The 17,763-nt window shown below is 34.1% G+C and carries 16 protein-coding genes and 1 tRNA gene; 14 read left to right on the plus strand and 3 right to left on the minus strand.

Annotated features, from left to right (window positions below):
- Positions 1-305: 305 nt before the first annotated feature.
- The 7 genes from SM124_RS20730 (at position 306) to SM124_RS20760 (ending at position 7,182) form a co-directional block, all read left to right on the plus strand.
- A complete protein-coding gene (locus SM124_RS20730; RefSeq protein WP_322448435.1) occupies positions 306-1,814 on the plus strand; it encodes a tetratricopeptide repeat protein in 1,509 nt (502 codons plus the stop codon).
- 206 nt (positions 1,815-2,020) lie between these two features.
- A complete protein-coding gene (gene trxB / locus SM124_RS20735) occupies positions 2,021-2,971 on the plus strand; it encodes a thioredoxin-disulfide reductase (RefSeq protein WP_322448436.1) in 951 nt (316 codons plus the stop codon).
- Positions 2,972-3,408: 437 nt separating this feature from the next.
- On the plus strand, positions 3,409-3,867 hold the full coding sequence (locus SM124_RS20740; RefSeq protein WP_322448437.1) for an 8-oxo-dGTP diphosphatase: 459 nt from the start codon (positions 3,409-3,411) through the stop codon (positions 3,865-3,867).
- Between the two features lie 79 nt (positions 3,868-3,946).
- On the plus strand, positions 3,947-4,843 hold the full coding sequence (gene rapZ, locus SM124_RS20745) for an RNase adapter RapZ (RefSeq protein WP_322448438.1): 897 nt from the start codon (positions 3,947-3,949) through the stop codon (positions 4,841-4,843).
- The gene (mgfK, locus tag SM124_RS20750; RefSeq protein WP_322448439.1) at positions 4,836-5,819 is read left to right on the plus strand and encodes a gluconeogenesis morphogenetic factor MgfK; all 984 of its coding nucleotides are present in this window, start codon (positions 4,836-4,838) and stop codon (positions 5,817-5,819) included. Before rapZ ends, mgfK begins: the two co-directional genes overlap by 8 nt.
- Before the next feature lie 35 nt (positions 5,820-5,854).
- Complete coding sequence (whiA, locus tag SM124_RS20755) at positions 5,855-6,796, plus strand: DNA-binding protein WhiA (protein WP_322448440.1); 942 nt, start codon at positions 5,855-5,857, stop codon at positions 6,794-6,796.
- 128 nt (positions 6,797-6,924) lie between these two features.
- The gene (locus tag SM124_RS20760) at positions 6,925-7,182 is read left to right on the plus strand and encodes an HPr family phosphocarrier protein (protein ID WP_322448441.1); all 258 of its coding nucleotides are present in this window, start codon (positions 6,925-6,927) and stop codon (positions 7,180-7,182) included.
- 41 nt (positions 7,183-7,223) lie between these two features.
- On the opposite strand, the gene clpP is transcribed toward SM124_RS20760, so the two are convergent.
- On the minus strand, positions 7,224-7,823 hold the full coding sequence (clpP, locus tag SM124_RS20765; RefSeq protein ID WP_322448442.1) for an ATP-dependent Clp endopeptidase proteolytic subunit ClpP: 600 nt from the start codon (positions 7,821-7,823) through the stop codon (positions 7,224-7,226).
- A gap of 359 nt (positions 7,824-8,182) precedes the next feature.
- On the opposite strand from clpP, the gene SM124_RS20770 reads away from it, so the two are divergent.
- Positions 8,183-8,254, plus strand: a tRNA-Arg gene (locus tag SM124_RS20770).
- Positions 8,255-8,376: 122 nt separating this feature from the next.
- On the plus strand, positions 8,377-9,333 hold the full coding sequence (locus tag SM124_RS20775; RefSeq protein ID WP_322448443.1) for a tyrosine-type recombinase/integrase: 957 nt from the start codon (positions 8,377-8,379) through the stop codon (positions 9,331-9,333).
- A 154-nt stretch (positions 9,334-9,487) separates the two neighbouring features.
- Here SM124_RS20775 and SM124_RS20780 read toward each other — a convergent pair whose 3' ends face one another.
- Positions 9,488-10,729 carry a phospholipase D-like domain-containing protein gene (locus SM124_RS20780; RefSeq protein WP_322448444.1) on the minus strand — a complete coding sequence of 414 codons (1,242 nt, stop codon included), beginning with the start codon at positions 10,727-10,729 and terminating at the stop codon, positions 9,488-9,490.
- 349 nt (positions 10,730-11,078) lie between these two features.
- Between SM124_RS20780 and SM124_RS20785 the strand changes: the two genes are divergently transcribed.
- The 4 genes from SM124_RS20785 (at position 11,079) to SM124_RS20800 (ending at position 15,096) form a co-directional block, all read left to right on the plus strand.
- On the plus strand, positions 11,079-11,642 hold the full coding sequence (locus SM124_RS20785) for a DUF1643 domain-containing protein (RefSeq protein ID WP_322448451.1): 564 nt from the start codon (positions 11,079-11,081) through the stop codon (positions 11,640-11,642).
- A gap of 243 nt (positions 11,643-11,885) precedes the next feature.
- A complete protein-coding gene (locus tag SM124_RS20790; protein ID WP_322448445.1) occupies positions 11,886-12,071 on the plus strand; it encodes a hypothetical protein in 186 nt (61 codons plus the stop codon).
- Between the two features lie 175 nt (positions 12,072-12,246).
- Entirely contained in the window at positions 12,247-13,761 is a 1,515-nt protein-coding gene (locus SM124_RS20795; RefSeq protein ID WP_322448446.1) for a TOTE conflict system archaeo-eukaryotic primase domain-containing protein, read from the plus strand.
- 420 nt (positions 13,762-14,181) lie between these two features.
- Positions 14,182-15,096, plus strand: a complete 915-nt coding sequence (locus SM124_RS20800) for an LAGLIDADG family homing endonuclease (RefSeq protein WP_322448447.1) — start codon at positions 14,182-14,184, stop codon at positions 15,094-15,096.
- A gap of 308 nt (positions 15,097-15,404) precedes the next feature.
- Here SM124_RS20800 and SM124_RS20805 read toward each other — a convergent pair whose 3' ends face one another.
- Positions 15,405-16,619: a flagellin N-terminal helical domain-containing protein gene (locus SM124_RS20805; RefSeq protein WP_322448448.1), complete on the minus strand. Its 1,215-nt coding sequence runs from the start codon at positions 16,617-16,619 to the stop codon at positions 15,405-15,407.
- 166 nt (positions 16,620-16,785) lie between these two features.
- Here SM124_RS20805 and SM124_RS20810 point away from each other — a divergent pair, with 166 nt between their 5' ends.
- Complete coding sequence (locus SM124_RS20810) at positions 16,786-17,598, plus strand: nuclease-related domain-containing protein (RefSeq protein ID WP_322448449.1); 813 nt, start codon at positions 16,786-16,788, stop codon at positions 17,596-17,598.
- Positions 17,599-17,763 lie beyond the last annotated feature (165 nt).

The following is a 17,763-nucleotide window of genomic DNA, read 5'->3' on the forward strand; positions in this document are numbered from 1 at the left end:
AAAAACGATTTATCCGAAAATTCGATGATATATGAACCGAATTCGATGATATCTTGGACCAAATCGATGATATATACACCAAAATCGATGATATCCGCCTATTTAATTGCTAAGGAGCAGTTAAAATAGCAAAATTAGCGATAACCTACATACGAAATCACATCAATAATCAAAAATCCACTACATAATTAGCACTTTCTACTAAAATAAGCAAAATAAAACTAGATTACTTGTGATTCATCCTATTCGCGGTGGTTCGTCCTGTGATATACTACTGTAGTTAATCACGAAAAGTGGAGGATTTCATGAGTAAAGACTCTAAAGCATTACAGAAAAAAGGTAAATTACTAACATTTATTCCGACAGGTGAGTACTATTTTTCGAAAGGAATTAAAGCTTACCAACGTAGGGATTTCCATAAATCAAAAACTTATTTAGAGCGTGCTTTGCATCTTGAGCCTGGTGAACCGATGATTGTTTGTCAATTGGCGATTGTGCATACAGAGCTTGGTGACTATAAAGAATCTAATCGTTTTCTTCATTTAATTCTAGAAGAGCTTGACGAGCATATGGTGGAGTGCCATTATTTTTTAGCAAACAACTATGCTCATCTAGGTTTATTTAAAGACGCTTATCATCATGCGACTCAATACATGAAGTTAGATGAAGACGGAGAGTTTGCTGAAGACACAGAGGATCTTCTCGATTTGCTAACTTTAGAAGCCGAGGCTTTAGAAGAAGATATTTATGAGCAAGATGATTTAATTACAAAGCAGGAAGAAGCTAGGGAACTTCTTGAGTCTGGGCATTTCCCTAAAGCGGTAAAGCTACTTAAATCGGTTATTAAGGAATATCCCGAATATTGGTCTGCTTATAATAATTTAGCGTTAGCTTATTTTTACTTAGGAGAAGTAGAAAAGGCTGACGGTATTTTAAATGATGTTTTAAATAAAAATCAAGGTAACTTACATGCCTTGTGCAACAAGCTTGTTTTTGCTCACTATTTAAAGGATCGCGAAAAAGTTCAGCATCTAGCGGAGATCCTTAAAAAAATTAAACCCATACTGGTTGAACATCAATTCAAGCTTGGTGCGACATTTGCTTTAATTGGTGAGTATGAACAGGGTTATCACTGGCTGAAAAAGCTGTATAAGCAGGGGTTTGATGGAGATGGTCCATTTTACTACTGGTTAAGTTACTCCGCTTATTTTACTGGCAGAGAAAAAATGGCGGAAGTTAGTTGGAAGAGAGTCCTTGAAATCAATCCGGAAAAAGAAGGTCTAGAACCTTGGAATGACGAGAGGTCCAATCTAGAAGGGTTTGAAGCTCACATCTCAACCATTCATAAGAAGCTTGAAAGTGACTACCTGGAAGAGAGACTATTTGGTTTATTCTTAACTTCGGTTTCGAAAAATAAAGAAGATATTCTCGAGTCTTCATTTATGCAAGACATAAGTAATAAGCGCTCTCCATTAGAGGATACTTATTTATCTTTTATAAAAGAAGAAAGTCAACATCTTCATCAAATGAGTCTTCAAGTAGCCCATGAAACGGCAAAGGAGCTTTATCAGTTTCATCAACCAATCGGGACTGTTGAAGCGGGACTATACCTAATGTGGTTTACTGTGTCAGTCGAATTTGAGCAATCGAATGTTAAAATAAACAATTACACAGCATGTGCTGCTGCAATTGAATATGTATGGAGAAAACTTCGAAACGAAAAATACTCCCAACAGTCGATCGCAGCAAAGTACGGCATTTCTACATCTACTATGCAAAAATATGTTAAATTGGTGAATTCACATCTTCAGTAAAATGCAAAGAGAAAACCGTCCACATCTCGGTTTTTTCTTTGTATCTACATAACTTAATACACCGCTTTACAAATTGGAAAAATAGAACAACTTTTTGAGCAAATTTTTGGACTATATTTGAGTTGTTTTATAGGATATGAGTAGTAAGGAAATACTATTCAAAGAAGATACTATATAGGATGTTTTTTAATAAAGGAGTGAAAGTTGTGTCTGAAGAAAAAATTTATGACGTCATTATTGCTGGTGCCGGTCCTGCTGGTATGACAGCTGCTGTATATACATCTCGTGCGAATCTTTCTACTTTAATGATTGAAAGAGGAATTCCGGGTGGACAAATGGCAAACACAGAGGAAGTTGAAAATTATCCTGGTTTTGACCATATTCTAGGTCCGGATTTATCAACAAAAATGTTCGAGCACGCGAAAAAATTCGGTGCAGAATACGCTTATGGCGATATTAAAGAAATCATAGATGGGGAAGAGTACAAAACGGTCGTTGCTGGATCGAAGCAATATAAAACTCGTTCTGTCATCATTTCAACAGGTGCGGAGTATAAAAAAATTGGCGTACCTGGTGAAAAAGAATTAGGCGGTCGCGGAGTATCTTATTGTGCTGTTTGTGACGGAGCTTTCTTTAAAGGAAAAGAATTGGTTGTAGTAGGTGGAGGAGACTCTGCTGTTGAAGAGGGTGTTTACTTAACTCGTTTTGCAACTAAAGTAACGATTGTTCACCGTCGTGATGAGCTACGTGCTCAAAAAATCTTACAACAACGTGCATTTGATAATGAAAAAATCGATTTCATTTGGAATCACACTATTAAGGAAATTAATGATCAAGACGGAAAAGTGGGCAGTGTTACATTAGTTTCTACCGTTGACGGTACTGAGCAAGAATTCCCAACAAACGGTGTGTTCATCTATATCGGAATGGTTCCACTATCTAAGCCATTTGAAAACTTAGGAATTACGAATGCAAGTGGTTATATTGAGACAAATGATCGCATGGAAACGAGAGTTCCTGGGATTTTTGCAGCTGGTGATATCCGTGAGAAGTCATTACGCCAAATCGTAACGGCAACTGGTGACGGAAGTATTGCAGCTCAAAGCGCTCAACACTATGTGGAAGAACTAATCGAATCTTTAAAAGCTAAAGCATAAACACACGGGCCGTATAGAATTTATACGGCTCTTATCTATGATAAAAATTAGTTGAAAAATGTCCGTACAATAGGCATTTGCCAAATTTAACAAAAAGTCATTTCCTTTTAATTATTCTGTAACAGCAGTGAAATAAATATAGGTTATGATAAGGTTAGAAATTGACCCCCTTTTAAGATATAATCCTTTGTGAAGCACAGTTTATCTGTGCTCTTTTTTTTGCCTTAAAAGTAGTTTTTCCAAATGATTGGTAATATGATTAAATTAATCATGATTACTATATTATTGAACAGTAGATAAAAATTACTAAGCTCAATTTACGATATCTTACTTTCCTATTCGTTGTGACCGCATAATTTAAATAGTATAATGAATAGAATAAATAAATCATTGATGGAAGTTTACATAGATACTTATCAACAATCGAGGTGAAACGAATGCAACGTGTTACAAATTGTGTCCTGATGAAAGATAATAAGGTGTTACTTTTACAAAAACCTAGGCGTGGCTGGTGGGTAGCGCCAGGTGGAAAGATGGAGCCGGGTGAATCGGTTAGAGATTCTATTATCCGTGAGTATCGCGAGGAAACGGGAATTTACCTAAGGAATCCTAATATAAAGGGAATATTTACCTTCATTATGAAGGATGGAGATCAAGTTTTATCAGAGTGGATGATGTTCACGTTTTTTAGTACGGAAAGTGACGGGATTAACCTTGATGAGTCAGAGGAAGGCAAGGTCTCCTGGCATTCGTTTGAGGATATAAAAAACTTGCCAATGGCTGCGGGTGATTATCATATTCTAGATTATATGGTTCATGGAAAAAGTATGATCTATGGTACGTTTACATACACACCAGACTTTGAGTTGCTTAACTATCGATTAGATCCGGCTTAATGGTAAGTATCTTATTAGGTTTTGCTTAACTTACTAACAGGTTTTGCGAGTACAGCCTTTATTTACAGGAGGAGTTTTAATGAGTACGGGAGCAGTTAGCGATATGCAAATGGTCATCATTACTGGGATGTCTGGAGCGGGAAAAACAGTTGCCATTCAGAGTTTTGAGGATTTAGGTTTCTTCTGTGTGGATAATTTGCCTCCAACATTACTGCCAAAATTCTTAGAACTAATGAAAGAATCTGGGAATAAGATGAATAAGGTAGCACTAGTTATGGACCTAAGAGGAAGAGAGTTCTTTGATCATTTGTTTAAAGCTCTTGATGACTTAGCTGAAACTTCTTGGGTTGCGCCGCAAATTTTATTTTTAGATGCAGATGATTCTACATTAGTTAGAAGATACAAAGAAACGAGACGTTCTCATCCTTTAGCGCCATCAGGTTTACCTCTTGAAGGAATTAAATTAGAGCGTGAATTATTAGAGGAACTTAAAGGAAGAGCTCAAATTATATATAACTCTTCAGAAATGAAACCGAAAGAGTTAAGAGAGAAAATCTTAACCGAGTTCTCAGAAAATAAGAAAACTTTTTTCACAGTAAATGTCATGTCCTTTGGTTTTAAACATGGAATTCCGATTGATGCTGACTTGGTTTTTGACGTTCGTTTTTTACCGAATCCTCATTATATTGAACATATGAGGCCAAAAACAGGGTTAGATGAAGATGTTTCGACTTATGTTTTAAAGTGGAATGAGACGAACAAATTTTTAGAAAAAGTAATCGAGCTACTAACCTTTATGCTTCCTCACTATAAACGTGAAGGTAAAGCACAACTCGTTATTGCTATTGGTTGTACAGGCGGCCAGCATCGCTCGGTTGCACTTACAGAGTATATTGCGAAACATTTTGAGAAGGATTATCATACTCACATTACGCACCGCGATATCGAAAAGAGAAAGGAAAGACAAAATGACTAATAGTAGACAGCCCAGAATAGTCATCATTGGCGGGGGAACAGGTCTACCTGTTTTATTGCGTGGGTTAAAGCAATTTCCTGTAGATATCACAGCTATTGTTACAGTGGCTGATGATGGGGGAAGCTCAGGACGACTACGTGATGAAATGGATATCCCGCCTCCTGGTGATGTAAGGAATGTGTTGGCCGCTTTATCAGATGTTGAACCTTTAGTAGAGACGATGTTTCAACACCGTTTTAAAACGTCTAATGAATTATCCGGGCACTCTCTAGGAAACTTAATTTTGGCTGCTATGACTTCTATTACAGGAAACTTTGTTCACGCGATTAGAGAGATGAGTAAGGTTTTAAATGTTAGAGGAAAGGTGTTGCCCGCGGCCAATCGAAGTGTGGTACTTCATGCAGAGATGGAGGATGGGACCGTTGTATCTGGCGAGTCTAAAATTCCTTACTCAGGAAAAAAAATCAAGCGAGTCTTTTTAACTCCTGAACATATTAATCCGCTTCCTGAAACCATTCAAGCCATTAGAAATGCAGACTTAATTGTCATTGGTCCTGGAAGTTTATATACGAGTATTTTACCTAATTTGCTTGTCCCGAAGATCGGTAGGGAAGTGAGTAGGGCTAGGGCTAAGAAAGTATATATTTGTAACTTAATGACTCAAGCTGGAGAAACACTTGACTATACCGCAAGTGACCATGTAAAAGCCATCTATCATCATATGGAAAAGCCTTTTATTGATACCATCCTAGTGAATAGTGAAAACATCCCGGATGAGATTCTGGATAGATATAGTGAAGAATTAGCAAAACCTGTTCATTTCGATGTGAATCAATTATATGAACTGGGGATAGAAGTGGTGGATGGAGAGATTATGAGTTTAGAAAATGAAACCATTCGTCATGATACAAAAGAAGTCGCAAATATTTTATATTCTATATTAATTAATGAAACTAATAAGCGCTATAATGCGTAATATAATGTGCAACCGTTTGTCTAGGGGGTGAAAAGATGTCATTCGCTTCGGAAACGAAAAAGGAACTGACAAATATAGAAGTTAAAAATTGTTGTGGGAAGGCCGAGTTATCAGCTTTAATACGAATGAATGGATCTCTGTCATTCTCTAATCGTAAATTAGTTGTTGATATTCAAACGGAAAATGCGGCAATTGCAAGAAGAATGTATACATTGATAAAAAAACAATATGACGTACAAGTAGAATTATTAGTTCGAAAGAAAATGAAATTAAAAAAGAACAACGTTTATATTGTTCGATTATCACAGGACGCAAAAGAGATTTTAGAGGACCTAGCTATTTTAAAAGAAGGCTTTGTTTTTAATCATGAAATTTCAGAAGACTTGGTGAAAAAGAAATGTTGTAAGCGCTCTTATTTACGAGGTGCGTTCCTGGCGGGTGGCTCTGTTAACAACCCTGAAACATCATCGTATCACTTGGAGATCTTTTCTCTTTATAAAGAGCATAATGATTGCTTATGTGAGCTGATGAACACGTTTGGCCTTAACAGTAAAACACTAGAGCGCAAAAAGGGTTTTATTACTTATTTAAAAGAAGCCGAAAAAATTACAGAGTTCCTTAACATCATTGGTGCTCACATGGCTCTTTTAAAATTTGAAGACATAAGAATTGTTCGTGATATGAGAAACTCAGTAAATCGCTTAGTTAACTGTGAAACGGCAAATTTAAACAAAACGATTGGCGCTGCCCTTAGACAAGTGGAAAACATAAGGTATATCAAGGAATCAGTGGGTCTTCATATCTTGCCTGAAAAACTTCGAGAAATTGCAGAACTGCGAATTGCGTACCAAGACGTCACCTTAAAAGAACTTGGTGAAATGGTTTCTGGAGGAAACATTAGTAAATCGGGCATCAATCATCGCTTACGTAAAATAGATGAAATTGCTGAGAAACTTAAGGCAGGGGAAACTATTTAACGCTTAGGTTAAATGAATGTGCACAGAGACTAGGTATCTGGCAATAAGATAAATGTCTATGAAAATTACGATTTAATAATAGTAAATAATAAAAAAATATAGAGAGTACTTATAGGAGGGAAAGGAATATGGTGGAAAGAGAAGTGCAAGTTAAGCTGAAAACAGGTCTACAAGCACGTCCAGCTGCTTTGTTTGTTCAGGAGGCTAACCGATTTACTTCAGATATTTTTCTTGAAAAAGACGGAAGAAAAGTGAATGCTAAAAGTATTATGGGTCTAATGAGTTTAGCTGTTAATTCTGGAGCGGTTATTAAACTCATTGCTGACGGGAATGACGAAGAGCAGGCTTTACAAGAGCTTTCTGAGTATATGGAAAAACAATCTTAAGGTAATAAAAAAACTCGCTACATTCAGCGAGTTTTTTTTGTTTATTTCTTTTCATCAAGTTGGTTGCGTGAGATGATTTCATCTACTAAACCGTATTCTTTTGCTCTTTCAGCCGTCATGAAGTTGTCACGATCAGTATCACGAGCAATTACATCAATAGGTTGACCTGTACGCTCAGCAAGAATCGTATTTAGTTTATCACGTAAGAATAGGATGCGTTTAGCTGCAATTTCAATTTCAGTTGCTTGCCCTTGAGCACCGCCAAGTGGTTGGTGAATCATGACTTCACTGTTAGGAAGGGCATAACGCTTCCCTTTTTCACCAGCTGCAAGTAAGAAAGCACCCATTGATGCTGCCATACCGATACAAATCGTTTGTACTTTTGGTTTAATGAATTGCATAGTATCATAGATCGCCATACCAGCTGTGATGCTTCCACCAGGGCTGTTGATGTATAGAGATATATCTTTTTCAGGGTTATCAGCTTCTAGGAATAGTAACTGAGCAACAATGGAGTTTGCTACATTATCATCAATCGCACTACCAAGCATGATAATACGGTCTTTAAGAAGACGTGAATAAATATCATATGCACGCTCTCCGCGATTTGTTTGTTCAATAACTGTAGGGATTAAGTTCATTCTATTTTCCTCCTTTAATCTTTAGAGTCAAACTTGTTAATAAATATAGGGTTAAGCTAAAACCATACATTAAAGTAAGTATCTTCTTCTTTAAGAAGAATTTAGATGGATCTGTATGTAAGTTAATGATACACTCATAGTCAAAAAAGGTCAAACAAATCGAATTGAATTAAATAATGAATCGTTCGACAACTTTTTAAGTACTATATATTATGTAAATAAAGCTAAAATCCTCCCTTTTCATCATACCCACCATATACATTTTTAAACAGATGTTTGCCTTGCAAAGACTGAAAACTTAACATATAATAGGTAAACGGAAAGCGACCATAGATTTATAAAGGTCAAATTCACTCTTTGCCCTCGTGGTGCAACGGATAGCACGTAAGATTCCGGTTCTTGAAATGGGGGTTCGATTCCCTCCGAGGGCGTATTAATATCAATGAGTTCCTATGTTTGTATGAGTTTTATACAAGCATAGGAACTTTTTTTGTTGGGTGCTTTTTAATTGCGGATAACACGTAACGAATAACACGCAATGGAGGGCTAAATTATGTCGAGAAGAAAATCAGTTAGCAAAAACGTATTGGAAAAACTGGTTCAACAGCAGGAACTACCATCTAAAGACTTTGAGAAAGCTTCTGAGGAATTCTTTAAGTATTGTAAAATTAAAGGACTCTCACTAGATACGGTCAAATTTTATCAAAAAGAACTCAAAGGACTTACTAGAGCATTAGTTGAAAATAAAGTCTCATTGGAGGACGTGAGAACTCTCAAGACAAGTGACATTGAGAGTTGGGTCGAATACATGTTGGGGAATAACAGAGCAGTATCCTCTATTAATGCAAGAATGAGGGCGGGGAGAACCTTTATGAATTATTGTTTAAAGAAAGGTTATATTGATAAAAACCCTTTTGAAGGAGTATCACAGCTAAGAAAACGTCACACTGTTGGTGCGACTTTTACAAAAAGACAATTAGAAAGACTTTTAAAAACTCCAGACATAACACAATTTATTGGTCTCCGTGACCTTGCAATAATGTTGACATTTGCTCATGTTGGACTCCGTCTCAAAGAACTATGTTTCCTTAGGGTACAAGACGTTTCTTTTGATGGTAAGGGAGAACTCATAATACAACAGGCAAAAAACCGATACGCAAGGAGAGTCCCTATGACTAGTCGGTTGAAGGCAGTTTTGAAAGCATATGTTGAAGAGCGTGGAGCCATAGATACTGACATTCTTTTCGTAAACGTTGACAATGCCCCAATAAACGCTCGGACGGTTCAAGAGCGATTGAAACATTATGGAGTGGTTTCAAAGGTCGAGAACGAGGTTCCTGTAAGTCCACACGCTTTTAGAAGGACATTCTGTCGGTTAAAAGTGGAAGCGGGTGTAAACTTGTTCGTTCTTCAAAGGTTGACAGGTCACAGTGACCTAGAAATGCTCCAGCGTTATGTTCAAATTTATGGGAAGGACCTTGAACTAGCAATTGAGAAAGGTCTTGAATAAATAATAATAAAAGAAGCAGTGAAAAGGAACTGCTTCTTTTATATGTTGCTGAGTAGGGCTACCATTACAGGAATATGGTGAGTTGAAAACGTGGAAGGCTTTAGAAGGGTTACTCACAGAAAAGCATGTACTACTTTTTACGAACCGAGTGAGATTATCTAAACTCACCGTATCCTAACCATCGCATACTTTTAAATGCTCTCTCGTTACAAATTGGTATCTCTTCTTTGTTTACCCATCCAAATGTTTCTTGAATGCTACTTTTCCCAAACCGTACAAGTGAATATTCTTGATTGTAAATGCAATTAGCTATTCTTTTTCTGTAATCATCCTTTCCGAATAACAGGTAGATAAGTGTGTTCTTTATCTTATCAGTACCATTGCTGTCAATAAAATCATGCTGATAACTCATATTTGGACTCTGTCTTATATGCTCGTAAAAGGCAGTTACAATCTTTAATGTATCAAGCAGTTCTTCTCGATTTAAGCTTCTGATATTTTGTTCCGAAGCAAAATTAGTATTGATTACATCGTAACTATTTACTTCATCTTCAAAATTAGTTGAGTTATCATTCATAAACTCTCTAATAATCGTTTCAACGAAAGACTCTAATTCGTTTCCAACTCTAACAGGAGCATTTAAGTATAAATCCTTATAAGCTTTGTTTTTTCTAACCCAATTCAAGAACCTATGTATCTCAATTCTTAAGGGTAGTCTGTTCTCTTTCCTTAATCCAACTCTTATATATGTATTTTTTAACTCTTCAAACTTAACTAAGTACTCTTGATATCTTTTTAATAATGATTGCTCATACTCTTTTGATTTTTCCTTTTTCTCTTTTCTGATGTTTATATCATTTGGTGGAGTCACAATCCCTATATCTTTAATAACTTGTTGCTCAACCTTTTCATGAACTTTTTTTATTTCGTAAAATAGGGTTTGGTATTTTTCTAGAGTATCATTATCTAGGACTTGGGCTTCTTCCCAATACTCATAGAATACGTCTTGTAAATCTTCAAATATATTATTTTCCGAATCGACTGAAATATTTAATTCCTGATTGGAGATTAATCCCCCATCTGTAAAGTTAGAAGAACCTAAGAACGCTATATCATTTCCGTAAATATAAAGTTTTGGATGAAAGCTTGTGCTTGTATAGAATCTAACCATGACATTTTTCATACCAAGGGCTTTTCTTAGACTTATAGGGTTTGTTGGAAAACCTAACCTTACAATTAACTTTACTCTACAATTGTTATTTACTAACTCTTGAAGATAACTTTCATTAGTAAAAAAAGCAACAGCCATTAGAATGTCACTATTCTTCCCATATTTTTTCATTTCAAGCCCAAGAAAATCTTTTCTTTTATTTGTATTAGTGAATATGTTATCCATAATATCCCACCCTAAACATTAATAAATCTACTTACTAATGGTAATAAATTACTATATTAATAACAAGTATTTGAAAGGTTTTTAGGACAAGGCTACATAGCTTTAACCCAAGTTTATATGGTATTACACAACTACTGTAGCTTCTAATCTGCATACATATAGTACTCTTAACACTAGGACTGTATGTTTATTCTATGTGTCATGAAGAGATGCGAAAGTTAAAGAGAAGGTCAATAACGTTTTATTAGCTAGAAAAACTACAATTTCAAAGTAAGTATTCATTTTCAACTCCCGATGGTAGAATATAACTATTGTAGGTCATCAAAAACATATAGGGGTGTTTGAGTTGATGTTAAGGGATGCTGTTATAGATGGAAATTACCGTTACTCGCTCATAAGAGAATGGGATATTAATAATTCAAAGAGTGTTGTTTTCGTGTTACTGAATCCAAGTACTGCTGATGATGAAGAAGATGACCAAACTACTAAAATATGCATTGAGTTTGCAAAAAGATGGGGATTTGGCTCGCTTCAAATTGTAAATTTATTTGCTTATCGTGCTACTGACCCTAAAGACCTTAAGAACGTGAATAACTATCAAAAGATGGTTGGAGAAAAGAATTATCAATTCCTTAGTACTGCATTAGATGAGGCTGATAAAATTGTTTGTGCATGGGGAGAACACGGAATAATAAAGAAACGCTACCTAGACCCTTCTCTCATAAAATTATTCTCAAATCATCAATTATATTGTTTTCGTGAACTAGCAAAAAAACAACCTAAACACCCATTAGGGGTAGACTATACAACACCATTGAAGGAGTACTCCTTTTATAAACAATTAGAGATAACTGTTGATAATGGCAACTTAGATATAATCAAAGCAATCAACAATGTTAAGAGAAGCGGATAATCAAGAACTTTAGAAAAAATACAATAATACAATATTCAGTGTAAAACTTAAGTTCAAATGTACATTATATAGTAGGTATTTTAAACTAAAAGTCACATAAGTGTATGTTATAAGCCAAAACTATAGAACAATTCCTTTAGATATCATTATGTATAATATAAGGCTAGATTTAAGCTCTTACCCTTTGGGTAGGGGCTTTTTTTTTGCTTATGACATCACGTTTCTGTGAAGGGAGGGAGGAGTGTGTCAGAAGAGGCTTTAAGACAATCTCTAAATGCCTATTTAATAAAATACGGCTCTACAATATCATTTATAGCTTCTAATGTAGGGGTTTCTAGAGAACATTTAAGTAGGTGGATGCATAACGAGGATTACTTGATATCGAAAGAGTTAAAGAACAGGTTAGTACAGTTTGTTTCTATTTTATAGTGTATTTCTTTAACTATATTCGGGGGATTTTGGGGATATTTTGCATTTATATAACTTTGAATAAAGGTACTTAATAACAAGAAAACCATGTAATTTTTTAATAATTTAATATCGAAATCAGAACCCCCTTTAAATATTTAATGGGGGTTTAGTGTGTGAAAAAGGAGATGTAATGATGGATAAATACGTAAAAAGAATTAATGAACTCTATATTACCAACAGGAACAAATACTTAATAATGTTTCCAAATGGTAAATACATTACAGCAGGGAAATATGCTAGCACAAAAAATAAAAAACCATTAGTTGATACAGATATTATTTCTCATCTAAAAGGTGAAAAAACTTTTGGGGTTTTTGCAGGTGAGAAATTTACAAAATTTATATGTTTTGATGTTGATGTAATTGATAATTCCCTTTCAAGATGGCACGTATATAAAGTTGTACAAGCACTAATTGAAAGTGGAATACCCGAGGACAGAATTTATCTCTCTTTAAGTGGGAGTAAAGGATATCACATTGAAATATTTTTTAATGAAGTAATTTCAAACAAGCAAGTTATCCATTTTTTTAATATGACTATGGATAGAGCAGGGTATATTAAATCAGAGGAATATGCATATATGTGCGAGGGAGGAAAAATAGAGTTAAGACCTGTTGGTAACAATCTAGGTGTCAAGCTTCCATTGGGGAAACACTTTAATACAAAAACTAAGAAAAGGTGTTGGTATGTGGATATTACCAGTATGAAAGAAATAAGAAGAAAAAGTTATATATCCAAAATTGAGCAGATTGATAAATCAATTTTAGATATTATTTTTGAAAGAGAAAATGATTTAACACTTGAGGATACAGCTAAAGATTACTCAGAGTTTGTGGACCAACTTAAGGATGCCATACAAGAACATTACAAGACTTTATCTATATATAAACAGAATATTGATTTAACTATTACTTATGAAGCAATAAAAAAACTTGAAGAAGAGGGTTTAAAGAGTGTTGGAACTCGGCACAATGCATTATTTAAGCTAGCAAAGTTATATCGCTATGAAGGTGCTAATGAAGCTGTATGTGAATCTAAACTAATTTCTTGGCTGAACTATCAAGATACGAAAAGTTATACAACAAGGTGGGAAGATTGTCTTAAAGATATAAAACAAATAGTTAAATACGTATATGAAAAAGAAGTATCTCTTACTTTACAGAATATGAATGTAACAATATATGAAGAAGAACTTCAAAAAATTATTAAGTTACCTAAGAGTTGTCAAAAATTAATTTCATTTGCACTACTAGTACATTCAAAGAGATTTGCAAGTCTAAATGGGGATTTTTACATGTCGCAAAAACAAATTGCGGAAGCAACGGGCTATAATGAAAGGACAGTTAGAAGGGAATTGGATGTATTGGAGGAACACGGAATATTTAACTATGTAAAAAGGAATCAAAAGATTATTAATGGAAAAGGGCAATTTGTTCATAAAAAACCAAATGTATATAAAATGAATATCAATTATAAAGATACTGGTAAGGTAGACATAAAAAGGTATTCATTAGACATCTCTGATAGTAGGGAGTATAGTCTTGTCTTTAAAAAAAGTCTCTTAAATATATATAGTCTAGATGAGTTGAAAAAGGTGTTACCGATAAGAATGTACAATGATATAAGAAGATATAAATTGGCTTCATAGGTTTGACAATATAATAACCTAGCGGTTAAAAAATAATAATATCTATTATAGGACATTATGTACCAATTAGGTTTAGAGAATGTTTTTGATGAACAAGATTCAAAACTGCCGCTATCTAGAGAAGTAAAATGAAGATATGGGAAATAGAATTGTGAGTTAAAAAAATATAATATCTATTATAGGACATTATGTACTGAAAAATTTATGAGACATAATAATCTCGAAGTGAATAATATTAAGCTAATGCCTAGATATTAAAAGGGATGACTCAGCATTAGTCATCCCTTTACTTTTAATATTGCACGCAGTTTTTTATTGTTTTAATGAATACTTTATTTGGCACTTGGGCATAATAAATATGGTTTGTATATCTTCCTCTTATCTTGTTAATGATATAAGTAAAGTGAAGGAGGATATATAATGGCAAGAAAAAGAAAAATTAACCATGAGGATACACTAAAGATACTAAAGGATTATCAGAGGGGGTTATCTTGTGAAAAAATTGCTATTAATTACAATGTAGTTGATATTACTATAAGGAATTTATTACTAAGAAATGGAGTAATATTAAGACCATCAAGAAGTAAGGGGAGTACAAGAAGCAAGTTATCAAATAAAGAAATTTTAAAACAATTCAGTTCGGGTAAATCTATTAAAGAGATTGCAGTAATTGCTGATGTAAAAGAAAGAGCAATATGGAATAGGCTAAAAAGAATGGGTGTTAAGTTTCCTAGAAAAGTAACGAGAAAATACAGTTTAAATGAAGAGTTTTTTAATTCATGGTCCTATCAAATGGCATATATTTTAGGATTCATATATTCCGATGGCTGTATTTCACGTAATAGACAAAATTTATATATTTCCCAAAAGGAAAAACCTATTTTAGTTAATATTGCAAAGTGTCTTGAACTGCCAGAAGAATGTGTAGTAAATAGAAAAAACCATTATTATCTAACTGTTAATTCTGTAAAGTTATGTAGAAGTCTATGTTGGCATGGAGTTATTCCAAATAAGTCCTTAAGAGTCGATTTTCCTTACGTTCCAAAAAGATATATGGGGGCATTCCTTAGAGGCGTAATTGATGGAGATGGTTGGGTTGATAAAAAGAGTTATAGGGTTGTAGTTTATACTGGTTCTGAAAACTTTGCTATAGGTCTAAACAAAGCGTTCTTGGAGAGAGGGTTAAATGCTAGAATACGTAGAGATAAAAGAGGGTTATATTGCGTTACAGTTTCAACAAAACAAAATGTTTTAATGTTAGGTGATTTAATTTACAAAAATAAGGGAGAATTGTATTTGAAGAGAAAGCACGAGAGATTTTATTTATCTGAGTAAAAAGTAAATGGGAAAATTAATAAAACCTTTGAAAAAGCTCAGTGATATTACATATGACTGACTTTTTCAAGGGTTTTAGTGTAAAGTGTTAATTAACACTTTTAAATCTAAACTGAATGAAATCTTAATTTTATTTAGAATGGATAATAGCAGTTGTCACCCAATTTTAAAGTAGTTTTATTAAACTAAATGACCAGATCGTATTGTCAGCTTTTTATTAGAGGACTCTATGGGTGAAGAATAACAAGAGGATACACTTAGGGACAGAGAGATATTATTAAAGAAAATAGAGCCATTTTTTATTGGCTCTATTTTAATAGTTGTAATACAGCTTGGGGTTGTTGGTTAGCTTGAGCCAACATTGTTTGAGAAGCTTGACTCAATATATTAGTTTTAGTTAGCTCCATCATCTCTTTTGCTATATCTGCATCACGAATGCGAGATTCTGAAGCGGTAAGATTAATCTCATAGTTTGAAGCATTATTCAAAGCATGTTCTAGTCTATTTTGATAAGCACCAAACTTGCCACGTTCAGAGGATACCTTTTCCATTGCTTTATCTATTTTTAATAATGCGGATTCTGCCCCTTGTCTGGTCGAGAGGTCAATATTATTAATCCCAAGTGCTGTTGTTCTTGCGTCAGTTAGTTCGAATGGAAAGTTCTCGCCAGAGTTTGAACCAATTTGAAGTTTTATTCTATTATCAATATCGTTATTTAATATACCATCATTATTTCCAGCAGTTAATATAATATTACCTTGATGCATGTTCCCAGTACCAGAAGGAACAGATAGATTACTTATGTCAAAAGTCATTCCATTGTATTCAAAAGGTGTAAGAGGATGATTATCTACCACTACATACCCATCCGTACTCATTATGTTAAAGCTTACGGGTGCACCGTTTACGATATCTGCATATAATTGTAATTTACTAAACAACCAGTTAGCTGGGTCATCAATAACTTGTTCTCCAGGATTTAGCTTAACTTTTGCACCGTAAACTCCTACATTAACCCACCCGTCTGATACGTTATGACCAGCCCCGCCTCCAGTTGTTGAAAAAGTAGATTGAGGTGTAGGAGGTATAGTTGTAAATGTAGCTGAACCATTTAAAAGGTTAATCCCATTATATTCAGTATTACCAGCAATTTCATTAATACCGTTTTTTATTTGTTCAACTTCTTTTTGAATTTGTTGTCTATCTTCATTTGTCAATGTATCGTTTGCGGATTGAATAGCTAATTCTCTTAACCTTAATAGGTTTGGTTCTTGAATATCAGAAAGCCCACCTTCAGCTGTTTGAATTAGAGAAATTCCATCTTGTATATTGCGTTGAGCTTGTTTCAAGCCTCTAATTTGTGTTCTCATCTTTTCACTGATAGCTAATCCAGCTGAATCGTCAGAAGCTTTATTTATACGTAAACCAGAAGAGAGCTTTTCCATAGAGGAAGAAGTTTTCTTATTATTTTTATTTAATTTATTAAATGTATTTAGTCCAGAAATATTGTGATTAATAAGCATAATTAAAAGTTCTCTCCTTTTACTACAAAGGATATATCGGCATAAATCTACAAAATTTAACATACTTTGGTATAATATTCCTAATTGGTTATCCTGTGTTATATGAATTTTAAGTACTATTAACTATTTTTTTATGTATTCTTTTTTACATAAAAGGAGTAATGATATGTTTTCCAAAATATTTGCCAAACTAACAAAAAAGTTTTCAGTCGAACAAACTGTTGTAGAAACAAACCCTAAGGTAGCTCCTACTCGAATTGGTGATTTGGGAGAGTATAAAATTAATATTCAGCTAGACCAACTGTTAAAAAATAGCAAACATCTCAGTGATTTACTATTGCCTAATAAAAGGTCGAAGTCTGGTTATTCTCAGATTGACCATGTTGTGCTAACACCTCATGCGATTTTCGTGATAGAGACTAAGAACTATGCTGGAACAATATATGGAGAAAGAAATAGAGTAAAATGGTCAGTAAATGGAAGGTTTCCTATGGTAAACCCATTTAATCAAAACTACGGTCACATACAAGCGATAAAGTCTGTATTAGGTATTGTTGATGATATTTATTTTGTATCTATGGTATCTTTCACGAGAAGGTGTACATTTAAAGTGAATGAAGAACTGAGGAAGATGTCATCTAATGATTTAATTGTATACGATACTGAATTATCGGACTTTATTGTTAGAAAGTTGAATGTCTTAAGGTTACAACAAAGTGACCCTTTATTTTTAGATGATGATATATTGCAGATGTACAAGATAATAGATAAAAGTAACATAAGAGACCCTTTAATACGAAAACAGCATGTTGAGAGAATAATTGAGAAACAAGATACAGAAAATAGTGTCCATGAGATAGTAACGTGTGATATATGTGGGATAGAAGTGTCTGAGAAGGTGAAGGTGTTTTGCCATACAAATAAAAAGCGGTTTAAGGGGAAAGTTTATTGTTTTGAACATCAGAGAATTAACGAGTAGTCAATGAAGTCCAGTTATCTAGTTATGTTAAGGAAGAAAAGAGGCTGGGACATAACTAGCTTCTGTATATGAAAAAAGTGAAATCGTGTCGTCGATTTCACTTTTTTTATTAAATTTCAGTTATATGCGGAAAAAACCTCCCTCATCTTGCTGCATATTTTCGTA

Source organism: Robertmurraya mangrovi, assembly GCF_034427655.1.
GTDB classification, from domain to species: Bacteria; Bacillota; Bacilli; order Bacillales; family Cytobacillaceae; genus Robertmurraya_A; species Robertmurraya_A mangrovi.

What these genes read in the sequence shown, in the direction of transcription:
- SM124_RS20730 (WP_322448435.1), top strand. Translation starts at nt 306, where the DNA reads ATGAGTAAAGACTCTAAAGCATTACAGAAAAAAGGTAAATTACTAACA.
- SM124_RS20740 (WP_322448437.1), top strand. Translation starts at nt 3,409, where the DNA reads ATGCAACGTGTTACAAATTGTGTCCTGATGAAAGATAATAAGGTGTTA.
- rapZ (WP_322448438.1), top strand. Translation starts at nt 3,947, where the DNA reads ATGAGTACGGGAGCAGTTAGCGATATGCAAATGGTCATCATTACTGGG.
- mgfK (WP_322448439.1), top strand. Translation starts at nt 4,836, where the DNA reads ATGACTAATAGTAGACAGCCCAGAATAGTCATCATTGGCGGGGGAACA.
- whiA (WP_322448440.1), top strand. Translation starts at nt 5,855, where the DNA reads ATGTCATTCGCTTCGGAAACGAAAAAGGAACTGACAAATATAGAAGTT.
- SM124_RS20760 (WP_322448441.1), top strand. Translation starts at nt 6,925, where the DNA reads ATGGTGGAAAGAGAAGTGCAAGTTAAGCTGAAAACAGGTCTACAAGCA.
- clpP (WP_322448442.1), bottom strand. Translation starts at nt 7,823, where the DNA reads ATGAACTTAATCCCTACAGTTATTGAACAAACAAATCGCGGAGAGCGT.
- SM124_RS20775 (WP_322448443.1), top strand. Translation starts at nt 8,377, where the DNA reads ATGTCGAGAAGAAAATCAGTTAGCAAAAACGTATTGGAAAAACTGGTT.
- SM124_RS20780 (WP_322448444.1), bottom strand. Translation starts at nt 10,729, where the DNA reads ATGGATAACATATTCACTAATACAAATAAAAGAAAAGATTTTCTTGGG.
- SM124_RS20785 (WP_322448451.1), top strand. Translation starts at nt 11,079, where the DNA reads ATGTTAAGGGATGCTGTTATAGATGGAAATTACCGTTACTCGCTCATA.
- SM124_RS20795 (WP_322448446.1), top strand. Translation starts at nt 12,247, where the DNA reads ATGGATAAATACGTAAAAAGAATTAATGAACTCTATATTACCAACAGG.
- SM124_RS20800 (WP_322448447.1), top strand. Translation starts at nt 14,182, where the DNA reads ATGGCAAGAAAAAGAAAAATTAACCATGAGGATACACTAAAGATACTA.
- SM124_RS20805 (WP_322448448.1), bottom strand. Translation starts at nt 16,619, where the DNA reads ATGCTTATTAATCACAATATTTCTGGACTAAATACATTTAATAAATTA.
- SM124_RS20810 (WP_322448449.1), top strand. Translation starts at nt 16,786, where the DNA reads ATGTTTTCCAAAATATTTGCCAAACTAACAAAAAAGTTTTCAGTCGAA.